Genomic DNA, 12,870 nt, shown 5'->3' on the forward strand with positions numbered 1-12,870 from the left:
GTCCTTACATTATTGAGCAACTCATTGTAATAGCGGGTTCAGTGAATGCAAGGCCCGTGTGCGTAGTGTCTAGGGACGGCAAGAAAACAGAGATGGCTGTAGAAGGGGTAACTGTTTTTCCTAGGTCAACCTGACTCACTGGGAAATATTCAAAGGAGGGTGAAAATTCACCAGAAGACTCATTGTTTGAAAACCAATGCGCGCTTGGTAATTGTGGGTCTATGCTTTTATCGGTCAAGTGCGAAAAATCTATCATGAACTCATCAAAGGATTCTGGGAGATATCCAGTAGTCGCAACGCTTTTAAAGTTGGAAACGGATAAGATCAAGGAATCCATGGGCGCATGGTCCAAGCTGTCTACGGCAGGAGCAGTAATTTCTCTGAAGCGGAAAGAAACATCAATAGCATCAACTTTCTGTCCATTTACAATGGCCGATGAAACTTCACCCAGCAAATTTCCGTTCTCACAGACGTTTTGACTGACGTAATTGAGGCTGATGGATTCCAGTCCTGCCGCTTCGGCGGTACGAAGTTCGTTGATGTCTGTTCTTCCGTTCATATTCAAGTCTTGCCATAACAGCAACTCAGAATATCGTTCATCGTTCTTGTCCACGACTCCATCGCCATTGCTGTCGAATTCGGCTAACTTTGCAAAACCAGCCCCTCGATGTCGCCCCCCAAATAGTTCATTTATTCCATCGATAACACCATTTCCGTTTCTGTCGACGGCCAGAAATGCATCGTCGCCATATATCCATGCAGTCTCATCCTTTTTCTCATCGCCATCTATATCGAAGAACACTGTTTTCTTCGAAAGAAGGGAAGTGGTTTTTATCCCGTCTCCATTCAAATCGATTACGATAGGAGTGGTAATTCCATTGGCGACTTTTTCTGGTATTTCGGCAAGATCGAACTCTAGACCAGCTTCTTCCATATAGCGCTGCAAGCGACTCAATGCCCAATCTCCAGTGGCATCACCATTTGCCCCTTCGGAGTAGAAATCGCTTCCGGCAGGATGGTCATGAAGCCAGCTGATATCTGACTGTATTGCCAGCGCTTTAAAATCAGTCAGTTCTTTGTAGCATGCGTCACTTAATGGAAGTATTCGCTGCATAAGTGCATCGACTGCTTTTCGGCTTGAATCATTGAGTTCTTTTCTCTCGGAATTATACTGGTTCAAGTAGGCTTGCTCTGCAGCTGTTATCGATCGACCGTCAGTCGGACTTATAAATCCATTTTCATTAGTTGTCCATAAGGTTCCTGGATGTATATCGCCGATATGAGTCATGAAATCCCAAGGTGAAGGCTTAAAGAAACTCCAAAATGGATTTGATTTAAGTGATAGCCAGGGCATTCTCATCTCCTTAATAAATATCAATAAAATCGATGATGCATCCAAGAGGGAATTGTTAATTCATGACTGTTTTGGAATGCGCATCAGTAAAAAACCAAACCCTAGAGTGTTAGTTTTTAACTATTAGAATTTATTTTATTAAAAATAACAACTATCGATCGCAACTATGCCTGTTGTCCTACAAGTGAATTTCTGAAATGGCAGCTGATGCAGTTCTGCGCGACTTTCTTTGCAGGGTCGAGCTTTGTAAACGGGTGTGGCAGAAGGCTGTCAGGTGCCGCATGGCAGCAGATCGTCTGCATCCGCGGCTTTTAGGAGGCCATATGGCGTTGATAGGCCTGATCGACCAAGCGATCAAAGCGGCAGGAAGCCCTACCAGGCGCGCCAAGAAAATGGGCGTAAAGCAGCAGGTGAGTTCCTGGCGCACAGGACGGCGCAACTGCACAACCGCGACGCGAATCGCGCTGTGCAAGATCGCTGACTACGATCTCAAAGTGGCGCTCATTGAGCAGGTGATAGAGGGTCTCGATCAGAACGATCAGACCCAGGCCGAGGCAGGCGCGATGCTGCAGGCCGTGGTTGATGCCTTCCCCAATGCGGGGTGGCGGAGGCTGTGAGATTCGAACTCACGGACAGTTACCCGTCGGCAGTTTTCAAGACTGCTGGTTTAAACCACTCACCCAAACCTCCGAAGCCTGTGATTTTACACACAGATTGCGCGGCTCAGGCCTTGAGCAGGCCCTGGGTTTCGATGAAGGCGATCACCTGGGCCAGGCCTTCCTGGGTCTTGAGGTTGGTCATGACAAAAGGCTTGAGGCCCTTGGGCGAGGCGCGCATGCGTTCGGTGTCGGCGCGCATCACCTCGAGGTTGGCGCCCACATGCGGGGCCAGGTCGGTCTTGTTGATGATGAACAGGTCGCTCTTGGTGATGCCCGGGCCGCCCTTGCGCGGAATCTTCTCGCCCGCGGCGACGTCGATCACGTAGATCGTCAGGTCGGACAGCTCGGGGCTGAACGTGGCCGCAAGGTTGTCGCCGCCCGACTCGATGAAGACGATGTCGGCATCGGGAAACTGGCCCAGCATGCGATCGATGGCTTCGAGGTTGATCGACGCGTCCTCGCGTATCGCGGTGTGCGGGCAGCCGCCGGTTTCCACGCCCATGATGCGCTCGGCGGGCAGGGCGCCGCTCACGGTGAGCAGGCGCTGGTCTTCCTTGGTGTAGATGTCGTTGGTGATCGCGACCAGGTCGTATTGTTCGCGCATCGCCTTGCAGAGCATTTCCAGCAGTGTGGTCTTGCCCGAGCCCACGGGCCCGCCTATGCCCACGCGCAGCGGGGGCAGCTTCTTGCTGCGATTCGGGATATGGTGAAGTGGCGAAGTCATGAGCGGAACAGTCGTGAGTATTGATTTTCATGCTGGGCCGAGAGAATGGCCAGCATGGGCGAAAAGGCCTGGCGCTGCGCGTCGGGCAGGGCCAGCGCCTGGTCTACGGCGGCGGGAATCCGTTCGGCAAGCTGGGCCAGGATGCGCTGGCCCGCGCTCTGGCCCAGCGGCACGGCCTTGATCGCGGCCTGGACCATGTTCTCGGCCCAGCCAAAGGCATAGGCCAGCAGTGCGGGGCGGGCCGAGGAGCCGCTGAAATGCGCGGCCAGCGCAAATGCCAGCGGGTAGCTCGCGTCCTGCGCGCCCAGCCACTCTATGGCGTCCAGGCGCGCCGCATCGCCCGCATGCTGGTTGCGCAGCCAGGCAATCAGCGAGCGTCCCATCTGTTCGGTCTGCAGGCGCAGCTCGCTGCTTTCACGTGTCTGGCGCACCCAGGCGTTGAGCGCGGCCAGGCGAGTGCGGTCATCGGCGGCCCAGGCGGGCAGGGCTTGGGCAATGGCCGCCATGTCGCCGCGCGCCTGTGTGAGCTGCAGCTGCTGCACGATCCAGCGCGCGGCATCGGCTTCTCCCTCGACCCAGCCGCTGCTGATCGCGGCCTCCAGCCCTTCCGAATAGGAAAAGCCGCCAATCGGCAGCGCCGGCGAGGCCAGCCACATCAGCTGCAGCAGGCTGTGCGGGGCGACGGCGGGCGCGGCCTGTTCGGCAGCGGCCGCGGCCTGGCGGCGGCGCCAGGGCAGGGGCGGACGCGCGGTGGGGCTGGGGAGACGCAGGGCCATGGTCTGGTGAATCAATGCGCGTGGTTGCAACCCGGGCCATGGACATGACCATGCTCATCATCGTGGCTGTGCCCGTGGTCATGCTTATGGGCATTGCCATGCGCATGGTGGCTGTGGCCGTCGTTGGTCACATGGCCGCCATAGGCGCCGCCTTCGGGCTCGAACGCCATGTCGGCCTCGACCACGGTGAGGTGCATGCTGCGCAGCATGTCGGCCAGCACATGGTCGGGTTCTATCTTCAGGTGGTCGGGTTGCAGCTCGATAGGCACATGGCGGTTGCCCAGGTGGTAGGCGGCGCGCATCAGATCGAACGGCGTGCCATGCGCGGGGCAGGTGGTGATGTGCAGCACCTTCTGCGGCGCGGCAATGACGCGCACCATTGAGCCGTCTTCGGCAATCAGCACGTCGCCGCCGCGCACGGCCTGGCCGCGCGGCAGGAAGATGGCCAGTTCCCGGCCTTGCGAGTCGGTGGCCGCGAAACGGCTTTTCTGGCGCACGTCCCAGTCGAGTTCAATGGTCGTGGCGCGCTGCAGCAGCACGCGGGCCAGGCCTTTGCCTTGGGGGATGAGTTTTTGAATGGAGAGCATGGGGTCTGGTGAACTGGGGTGAGGTAATGGAGCACTTGAGCGGGCACGTTCATCCTTCGACAGGCTCAGGACGAACGGTTAAAACCGACACGCTGCGCCAAGCGCAATCTCCACTGCGTCACTACCGTTCGCCCTGAGCCTGTCAAAGGGCGTTTCGCAGCGCAGCGTGGAAAACGTTTTAGCATGCACGCATGACGGCCCCGACTGATTTCAATCCTACTCCCCATATCCCCTGCGGCTGCCGGCAGGTCGCCGTCTACGGCACCCTGCGCCGCGGCGGCAGCAACGATATCCGGCGCTGGCAGGCCGATGTGCGCTGGCTCGGGCATTGCCGGCTGCCGGGGCAGCTGCATGACCTCGGACCCTACCCTGGCCTGGTGCTGGACGGCAGCTACAAGGTGCTGGCCGAGGTCTACGAGCTCAATCCCGCGCTGGAGCGCGAACTCGACCGGGTCGAGGAGATCTGGCCGGTCGATATCGGCGAATATGCCAAGCACATTGTCGATGTGCAGCTGCTGCCGCTGGACGGCGGCCCGCCCCAGCCCATGCCGGTGCTGATCTATGTTGCCCAGCCCGCGGGCGTGCAGGGGCGGGCGGTGATAGACACCGACGACTGGCTGGCCTGGTGGACGCAGCGCCAAGGCGATTCTCCTCAGAACAGGAAATAGCGCTGCGCCATCGGCAGCGAGACTGCGGGCTCGCAGGTGAGCAGCTGGCCGTCGGCGCGCACGCTGTAGGTCTGCGGGTCGACTTCCATGGCCGGCGCGTAGTCGTTGAGCAGCATGTGGCGCTTGCCTATGCCGCGGATGTTCTTCACCGCTGACAGCGTCTTGGCGAGTTTGAAACGCTCGCCTATGCCGTTGGCAAGACCGGCCTGCGAGACAAAGGTCAGCGACGACCGGGCCAGCGCACCGCCAAACGACGCGAACATGGGCCGGTAATGCACGGGCTGGGGCGTGGGAATCGAGGCGTTGGGGTCGCCCATCGCCGCCATCGCAATGCTGCCGCCCTTGAGAATGAGCGCCGGCTTGACGCCGAAGAACGCCGGCTTCCAGATCACGATGTCGGCCCATTTGCCGACTTCGAGACTGCCGACTTCGTGGCTGATGCCGTGGGCGATTGCCGGGTTGATCGTGTATTTGGCGATGTAGCGCTTGATGCGGAAGTTGTCGTGGCGCGCGCTGTCGCCGGGCAGGGCGCCGCGCTGCAGCTTCATCTTGTGCGCGGTCTGCCAGGTGCGCAGAATCACTTCGCCGACGCGGCCCATGGCCTGGCTGTCGGAGCTGAACATGCTGATCGCGCCCAGGTCGTGCAGTATGTCCTCGGCGGCAATGGTTTCCTTGCGGATGCGGCTTTCGGCAAACGCCAGGTCTTCGGCAATCGACGGGTCGAGGTGGTGGCAGACCATCAGCATGTCGACATGCTCGTCCAGCGTGTTGATGGTGTAGGGCCGGGTCGGGTTGGTCGAGCTGGGCAGCACGTTCTGCAGGCCCACGACTTTCAGGATGTCGGGCGCATGGCCGCCGCCCGCGCCTTCGGTGTGGAAGGTGTGGATGGTGCGGCCCTTGAAGGCGGCGACGGTGTCCTCGACAAAGCCGCTTTCATTGAGCGTGTCGGTGTGGATCGCGACCTGCGTGTCGGTGAGTTCGGCGACATTCAGGCAATTGTCGATGGCCGCCGGCGTGCTGCCCCAGTCCTCGTGCAGCTTGAGGCCAATGGCGCCGGCATCGATCTGCTCGTGCAGGCCGGCGGGCAGGCTGGTGTTGCCCTTGCCCAGAAATCCGAGGTTCATGGGAAAGGCATCGGCAGCCTGCAGCATGCGTTCCATGTGCCAGGGGCCGGGTGTGCAGGTGGTGGCAAACGTGCCCGTGGCCGGGCCCGTGCCGCCGCCTATCATGGTGGTGATGCCGCTGGTCAGCGCTTCCTCGATCTGCTGGGGAGCGATGAAGTGGATATGCGTGTCCACGCCGCCGGCCGTCACGATGCAGCCTTCGCAGCTGATGATTTCCGTTCCCGGGCCGATGATGATGTCCACGCCGGGCTGGGTGTCGGGATTGCCGGCCTTGCCGATGGCGACAATGCGGCCGTTCTTCAGGCCGATGTCGGCCTTGACGATGCCCCAGTGGTCGACGATCAGCGCATTGGTCAGCACCGTGTCCATCGCGCCTTCCGCGCGGCTTTTCTGGCTTTGCGCCATGCCGTCGCGAATCGTCTTGCCGCCGCCGAACTTGACTTCCTCGCCGTAGCTGCCCGCGGCCAGCGTGTAGTCGCGCTCGACTTCCAGCAGCAGGTCGGTGTCGGCCAGGCGCACGCGGTCGCCCGTCGTGGGCCCAAAGGTTTCCGCATAGGCGCGGCGTTCCATCGTGGCCATGTTCAAAGGTCTCCAGGCTGTTGGTCGAGCGCGCCCTGGACCAGGCCGCGAAAGCCGTAGACCAGGCGATCGCCCGCGAAGTCGACAAGTTCCACCGTGCGCTGCTGGCCCGGCTCGAAGCGCACGGCCATGCCGCTGGCGATGTTCAGCCGCATGCCATGGGCCGCGGCGCGATCGAACTCCAGGCCGGCATTGGTTTCGGCAAAGTGGTAGTGCGAGCCGACCTGAATGGGCCGGTCGCTGGCGTTGCGCACCAGCAGCGTGGTGCAGCGGCGGCCTGTATTGAGGGCGTGTTCGCCCGCGTCGAGAATCAGTTCACCGGGCACCATGGCTTTTCTCCTCAGGCCAGGCGGGTCAGCATGAACACACCGAGCGCGGCCGTGGCCGCGCCGCCCAGCGCCGTGAGCAGGCGGTGGCGCTGCAGCACCATGCGGCCCAGCAGCATGCCGGCGATATGCAGCAGGCCAGAGCCCAGCGCAATGCCGGCCAGCGCCGCGACGGCCGTGAGGCCGGTGTCGCCCGCAAGCTCATAGCCGTGGGCCGCGCCGTGGAAGAACGCGAACACGCCGGCCAGCGTCGCCGCCGCGCCCCAGGGCATCTTCCTTTGCAGCGCCAGCAGCAGGCCCAGCACCAGCACCGAGGCCGCGATCATGGGCTCGACCCCGGGCAGCTGCAGGCCGGCAAAGCCCGCGAGCGCGCCGGCCACGAGCAGCGCGACAAACGCCGCGGGCGCGCGCCAGGCCGGGCGCACCGTGAGCGCGCTCCAGGCACCGACGGCGACCATGGCCGCGAGGTGATCGGCGCCGGTGAACGGGTGGGCCAGGGCGTGGGCGGCGGTGTCGAGCAGGCCGTGGCTGTGGGCGCCGCCCGCGGCCGGGTGGGCCAGGGCGGCAATGGGCAGTGCGGCGAGGGCCGCTGCAGCGGCGGCAATCAGGGGTTTGGCTTGCATGTCAAAGGCTTGAAAAGGGGTTTAGACAATCGGGTCGTGCACCGTGACCAGCTTGGTGCCGTCGGGAAACGTGGCTTCGACCTGGATGTCGGGAATCATTTCGGCAATGCCGTCCATGACATCGGCGCGCGTGAGCACCGTGCGGCCTTCGCTCATCAGCTGGGCCACGGTCTTGCCGTCGCGCGCGCCTTCCATCACCGCCGCGCTGATCAGCGCCATGGCTTCGGGGTAGTTGAGCTTGAGCCCGCGCGCCTTGCGGCGCTCGGCCACCAGGGCCGCGGTGAACAGAAGCAGCTTGTCTTTTTCGCGAGGAGTGAGTTCCATGGCGTCGTGGCGGGCGCGGGCCCGCAAGGCGATGCAGATGGCTGGTTTGCAGCAAGGTGCGTGCCATGCTGCAACATGGCACAGAAGCTGCACGCAGTCCTGTTGCCATGATTCAAGCCCCTTCTGAACCACATTGCATGCCGTCCGATGCCGCGGGCGTGCCCGCGCAGCAGCGCGTGGTCAAGGTGCGGCGCGACTACAACCGCTGGGTGGCGACCGAGACGCTGGAGGACTATGCGCTGCGCTACACGCCGCAGCGCGGGCGCCGCTGGTCGGAGTGGGGCGTGGCGCATACCGCGTTTGGCGCGGCCTCGTTCCTGGTGCTCGAGGCCGTGGGCGCGACGCTGCTGGTGCAGTACGGTTTCATCAATGCGTTCTGGGCGATTGTCTGCACCGGGCTGATCATCTTTGCCGCCGGGCTGCCGATCAGCGTCTACGCGGCGCGCCACGGCGTAGACATGGATCTGCTGACGCGCGGCGCGGGCTTTGGCTATATAGGCTCGAGCATCACCTCGCTGATCTACGCGAGCTTCACCTTCATCTTCTTCGCGCTCGAGGCCGCCGTGATGGCCTATGCGCTGGAACTCGCGCTCGACATACCGCCGCGCTGGGGCTATCTAATCTGCGCGCTGGTGGTGATTCCGCTGGTCACGCACGGGGTGTCGGCGATCAGCCGGCTGCAGGTGTGGACCCAGCCGCTGTGGCTGCTGATGCTGATCGTGCCGTTTGCCTTTGTGCTGATGCACCAGCCTGGGGTGTTTTCCGAAGTGCTGCACTATCCGGGTGCAAGCCAGCAGCGCGAAGGCCAGCTGGCAGGCTTTAGTCTGCCTCTTTTTGGTGCGGGTCTGACCGTGGGCATTGCGCTGATCACGCAGATGGGCGAGCAGGCCGACTACCTGCGCTTCATGCCGGTGCGCAACGCCAGCAACCGCTGGCGCTGGTGGGGGGCGGTGATGCTGGGCGGGCCGGGTTGGGTGCTGCTGGGCGTGGCCAAGATGCTGGGCGGCGCGCTGCTGGCCTATCTGGCCATCTCGCAGGCGGTTCCGCCCGACCACGCCGTCGATCCTAACCAGATGTACCTCGCGGCCTACAACTATGTATTTCCCGACTACGGCTGGGCGGTGGCGGCAACGGCGCTGTTCGTCGTGCTGTCGCAGCTCAAGATCAATGTGACCAATGCCTATGCCGGCTCGCTGGCCTGGAGCAATTTCTTCTCGCGCGTGACCCACAGCCACCCGGGGCGCGTGGTGTGGGTGGTGTTCAACACGCTGATTGCCTTCATGCTGATGGAGATGAACGTGTTTCGCGCGCTGGGCGAGGTGCTGGGCCTGTATTCGAACCTGGCGATTGCCTGGATCATGGCCGTGGTTGCCGATCTGGTCATCAACAAGCCGCTGGGCTGGTCGCCGCGCGGCATAGAGTTCAAGCGCGCGCGGCTCTACGACATCAATCCCGTGGGCGTGGGCGCAATGGCCTTGTCGTCGCTGCTGTCGGTGGCCGCGCACCTGGGCGCGTTCGGGCCGCTGGCGCAGGCGTTCTCCGCGGTGATTGCCATGCTGGTGGCGCTCGTCGCTTCGCCGCTGATTGCCTGGTGGACGCGCGGGCGCTACTACCTGGTGCCGACGGCGGCGCCGGCCATGGAGGCGCCGGCCTGCGCCGGCCCGCCGCGGCTGCAGCGCTGCGTGGTCTGCGAGCGCGAATACGAAGCGCCCGACATGGTGCATTGCCCCGCCTACCAGGGCGGCATCTGCTCGCTGTGCTGCACGCTGGACGCGCGCTGCGGCGATCTGTGCCGGCCCCAGGCGCATCTGGCCGTGCAGTGGCGCGCGGCCGCGCGCCGGCTGCTGCCGGCCAGCATGTGGCGGCTGCTCGACAAGGGCCTGCTGCACTTCGTGCTGCTGATGCTGCTGATCGTGCCCACGCTGGCCGCGGTGATAGGGCTGCTTTATCTGCTGGAGCTGCAGACGCATGCGCGCAGCCTGCCGGCCAATGCGCTGCCCGGCGCCGAAGCCGTGCTGCAGACGGTGTTGCTCAAGGTGGGCGTGGGCCTGCTGCTGATCTCGGGCGTCGTGGCCTGGTGGCTGGTGCTGGCCCAGCACAGCCGCAAGGTCGCGCAGCAGGAGTCGAATCGCCAGACCGGACTGCTGGTGCGCGAGATCGCGCTGCACCGCGCGACCGATGGCCAGCTGCAGCAGGCGCGGCGCGCAGCCGAAGATGCGCGCACCGTGGCCGAGGACGCGCGCCGCGCGGCCGATCTCGCCAACCAGGCCAAGAGCCGCTACATCAGCGCCATCAGCCACGAACTGCGCACGCCGCTCAACAGCATCCTGGGCTATGCCCAGCTGATGGGCGAGGACGCCGACGTGCCGCCCCACCGGCGCCAGGCCGTGGCCGTGATACGCCGCGGCGGCGAACATCTGCTGTCGTTGATCGAAGGCACGCTGGACATCGCGCGCATCGAGTCGGGCAAGCTCGCGCTGCAGGTCCAGCCCATGCAGTTTGCCGCCGGCCTGCGGGAGATGGCCGGCATGTTCGAACTGCAGGCCGCGGCCAAGGGGCTGGTCTTCCACTACGAGCCCGAGGGCACGCTGCCCGAATGGGTGCGCACCGATGAAAAGCGCCTGCGGCAGATCCTGTTCAACCTGCTGGGCAATGCGATCAAGTTCACCGCGCGCGGCAGCGTCACCCTGCGCGTGCGCCACAGCCGGCAGATGGCCTATGTGTCGGTGATCGATACCGGGCCGGGCCTGAGCGAGGCCGAGCAGGCCCAGGTGTTCGAGCCGTTTGCGCGCGGCTCGGGCGCGCAGTCCAGCGCCGGCGCGGGCCTGGGCCTGACCATGGCCAAGATGCTGACCGAGCTGATGGGCGGGGCGCTGAGCGTCAGCAGCCAGCCGGGCCAGGGCGCGGCCTTTCATATCCGCCTGTTCCTGCCCTCGCTCGAACGCGGCCCGGCCCAGCTGCCCGCCGTTCCCCGGCCCGTGGGCTACGTGGGCGCGACGCGCCGGCTGCTGGTGGTCGACAACGAGGAAGCCGACCGCGAGCTGCTGGCCCAGCTGCTGGTGCCGCTGGGCTTCGCGGTGCAGCACGCGGCCAACGGCCAGGAGGCGCTGGCGCTGCTGGCCGCGGGCTACCGGCCGCAGGCGATCTTCATGGACCTGGCGATGCCCGGAATGGACGGCTGGGAATGCCTGCGCCAGCTGCGGCAGCTGCCGCTGGGCGAAGTCGCGTGCGCCATCGTCTCGGCCAATGCCTTCGATCGCGAAATGCCCAATGACGTGGGCATCACGCCGCAGGACTTCCTGGTCAAGCCGGTGCGCCACAGCGAGCTGCTGCAGTGGCTGGAGGACCGGCTTGAACTCGTGTGGCGCAGCGCCCCGCCGGCGGCGACTGCCTTGCCTGCGGCGCGCGTGCAGCCGGCCGATGCCGGCCTGGAGGGCGTGCCCGAGGCCGCGCTCGCGGCGCTGCGCCAGGCGCTGGAATGGGGCTATATGCGCGGCGTCGAACAGGCGCTGGCCCAGCTGGCCCAGGACCATCCGCAGGCCGCCGCGCTGTGGCAGCGGCTGCGCGCGCAGGCGCAGCAGTTCCAGTTCGAGGCCATGGCCGCGCAATTGAATGACAAGGCTTGATGATGGATCTTTCCCCCTCGCTCACCCGTGACGCCAACCTGGTGCTGATCGTCGACGATGTGCCCGACAACCTGGCAATGCTGCATGACGCGCTCGACGCCGCGGGCTATATCGTGCTGGTCGCGACCAGCGGCGAAGCCGCGCTGGCGCGCGCCGCCCAGGCGCTGCCCGACATCGTGCTGCTGGACGCAATGATGCCCGGCATGGACGGCTTCGAAGTCGCGCGCCGCCTCAAGGCGGATGCGAACACGGCGCCGATTCCCATTGTCTTCATGACCGGCCTGACCGAGACCGAGCATCTGATTGCCGCGCTGGCGGCCGGCGGCGTCGACTATGTGACCAAGCCGATCAAGCCGGCCGAAGTGCTGGCGCGCATGGGCGTGCACCTGGGCACGGCGCGGCGCGCGCGCGCCCAGCAGCAGCAGGCCGTGCAGGCGCGCAGCGCGCTGGACGCGTTCGGCTATGCCAGCCTCACGGTGCGCATTGCCGACGGCCGCGTGCTGTGGCAGACGCCGCTGGCGCGCGAACTGCTGCGCCGCCACCTGGGAATTGACGGCCTGCGCGCCGTGCTGCCCGATGACATCACCGCCTGGATTCAGCGCCAGCAGCCCACGCTGGCGCTGCAGCTGGAGCCGCCGCGCTGGACCTTCGATACGGGCTCGGGCCCCTTGGTGCTGCGCCTGCACCCGCCGTCGCCCGAAGCCGAGGAGGGTGAGTTGCTGCTGGTGATGCGCGAGGAGTCTGACCTAGCGGCGCGCGAGACGCTGCGCCAGGGCTTTGGCATCACCGCCAAGGAAGCCGAAGTGCTCTACTGGCTGGCCCAGGGCAAGATCAACCGCGACATCGCCGACATCGTCGGCTGCAGCCCGGCCACGGTGAAGAAGCACCTGGAACGCATCTTTGCCAAGCTGGGCGTGGAAACGCGCACCGCGGCCGCGGCGATGGCGATGGCGCGCCTGCCGGCGTGATGAAGTTTGGCAATCCGTGCCATCCGGATTTACAAACCCGCGGCGGCGCAGGCCTGTCTACACTGGCTTCCATGACGCAAGAAACACCCACCTCCGCCGCGCCTCAAGGCCTCGATGATGCAACCCTGGCCTTTGCCGACAAGGTGTTCGATGCTGCGCGCCAGGGCGATGACGTCAGCCTCGCGCAATGGCTGGCCGCGGGCCTGCCGCCCGATCTGCGCAACGCCAAGGGCGACAGCCTGCTGATGCTGGCGAGCTACCATGGCCACGCCGACGCTGCGGCCTTGCTGCTGCGGCACGGCGCCGATGCGGCGCTGGCCAATCTGCGCGGCCAGACGCCGCTGGCCGGCGTGGCCTTCAAGGGCGATCTGGCGATGGCCGAACTGCTGCTCGCGCACGGCGCCGGCGTCGACAGCCCTTCGCCCGACGGCCGCACGCCGCTGATGTTCGCCGCCATGTTCAACCGGCTGGACATCATGCAATTGCTGATTGCCCGCGGCGCGCGCGTCGACGCCACCGATGCCCAGGGCAC

At 64.5% G+C, this 12,870-nt stretch carries 13 protein-coding genes and 1 tRNA gene; 5 read left to right on the forward strand and 9 right to left on the reverse strand.

Features of this window, described 5'->3' with window-relative positions; translation table 11 throughout:
• Positions 1-4 precede the first annotated feature (4 nt).
• On the reverse strand, positions 5-1,354 hold the full coding sequence (locus RR928_RS00435; protein ID WP_332547664.1) for a hypothetical protein: 1,350 nt from the start codon (positions 1,352-1,354) through the stop codon (positions 5-7).
• A 323-nt stretch (positions 1,355-1,677) separates the two neighbouring features.
• Here RR928_RS00435 and RR928_RS00440 point away from each other — a divergent pair, with 323 nt between their 5' ends.
• On the forward strand, positions 1,678-1,971 hold the full coding sequence (locus RR928_RS00440; RefSeq protein WP_332536807.1) for a hypothetical protein: 294 nt from the start codon (positions 1,678-1,680) through the stop codon (positions 1,969-1,971).
• Here RR928_RS00440 and RR928_RS00445 read toward each other — a convergent pair.
• From RR928_RS00445 to ureE, 4 genes are all read right to left on the reverse strand, one after another.
• Positions 1,957-2,044 (reverse strand) — tRNA-Ser (locus RR928_RS00445). The genes RR928_RS00440 and RR928_RS00445 overlap by 15 nt on opposite strands.
• A gap of 33 nt (positions 2,045-2,077) precedes the next feature.
• The gene (ureG, locus tag RR928_RS00450) at positions 2,078-2,737 is read right to left on the reverse strand and encodes an urease accessory protein UreG (RefSeq protein ID WP_332536805.1); all 660 of its coding nucleotides are present in this window, start codon (positions 2,735-2,737) and stop codon (positions 2,078-2,080) included.
• The gene (locus tag RR928_RS00455) at positions 2,734-3,393 is read right to left on the reverse strand and encodes an urease accessory protein UreF (protein ID WP_332681177.1); all 660 of its coding nucleotides are present in this window, start codon (positions 3,391-3,393) and stop codon (positions 2,734-2,736) included. The genes ureG and RR928_RS00455 overlap by 4 nt, the downstream gene beginning before the upstream one ends.
• A 131-nt stretch (positions 3,394-3,524) precedes the next feature.
• Complete coding sequence (ureE, locus tag RR928_RS00460; protein ID WP_332536803.1) at positions 3,525-4,100, reverse strand: urease accessory protein UreE; 576 nt, start codon at positions 4,098-4,100, stop codon at positions 3,525-3,527.
• 191 nt (positions 4,101-4,291) lie between these two features.
• Between ureE and RR928_RS00465 the strand changes: the two genes are divergently transcribed.
• A complete protein-coding gene (locus RR928_RS00465) occupies positions 4,292-4,768 on the forward strand; it encodes a gamma-glutamylcyclotransferase family protein (RefSeq protein ID WP_332547666.1) in 477 nt (158 codons plus the stop codon).
• On the opposite strand, the gene ureC is transcribed toward RR928_RS00465, so the two are convergent.
• The 4 genes from ureC to RR928_RS00485 are packed head-to-tail and all read right to left on the reverse strand — an operon-like array spanning position 4,753 to position 7,744.
• A complete protein-coding gene (gene ureC, locus RR928_RS00470; RefSeq protein WP_332681166.1) occupies positions 4,753-6,471 on the reverse strand; it encodes an urease subunit alpha in 1,719 nt (572 codons plus the stop codon). The genes RR928_RS00465 and ureC overlap by 16 nt on opposite strands.
• A gap of 2 nt (positions 6,472-6,473) precedes the next feature.
• Entirely contained in the window at positions 6,474-6,800 is a 327-nt protein-coding gene (locus RR928_RS00475) for an urease subunit beta (protein ID WP_332536798.1), read from the reverse strand.
• An 11-nt stretch (positions 6,801-6,811) separates the two neighbouring features.
• Positions 6,812-7,420: a HupE/UreJ family protein gene (locus tag RR928_RS00480; RefSeq protein ID WP_332536796.1), complete on the reverse strand. Its 609-nt coding sequence runs from the start codon at positions 7,418-7,420 to the stop codon at positions 6,812-6,814.
• A 21-nt stretch (positions 7,421-7,441) separates the two neighbouring features.
• Positions 7,442-7,744, reverse strand: coding sequence for an urease subunit gamma (locus RR928_RS00485; RefSeq protein ID WP_159911062.1), 303 nt, complete (start codon positions 7,742-7,744; stop codon positions 7,442-7,444).
• Between the two features lie 137 nt (positions 7,745-7,881).
• Between RR928_RS00485 and RR928_RS00490 the strand changes: the two genes are divergently transcribed.
• The 3 genes from RR928_RS00490 to RR928_RS00500 all read left to right on the forward strand — a co-directional run.
• On the forward strand, positions 7,882-11,370 hold the full coding sequence (locus RR928_RS00490; protein ID WP_332681170.1) for a hybrid sensor histidine kinase/response regulator: 3,489 nt from the start codon (positions 7,882-7,884) through the stop codon (positions 11,368-11,370).
• 2 nt (positions 11,371-11,372) lie between these two features.
• Positions 11,373-12,338: a response regulator gene (locus RR928_RS00495; protein ID WP_332536793.1), complete on the forward strand. Its 966-nt coding sequence runs from the start codon at positions 11,373-11,375 to the stop codon at positions 12,336-12,338.
• Between the two features lie 71 nt (positions 12,339-12,409).
• A partial coding sequence (locus tag RR928_RS00500) for an ankyrin repeat domain-containing protein (protein WP_332681172.1) occupies positions 12,410-12,870 on the forward strand: 461 nt, incomplete at its 3' end.

The organism is Comamonas sp. (genome assembly GCF_036666375.1).
Lineage (GTDB): Bacteria > Pseudomonadota > Gammaproteobacteria > Burkholderiales > Burkholderiaceae_C > Comamonas.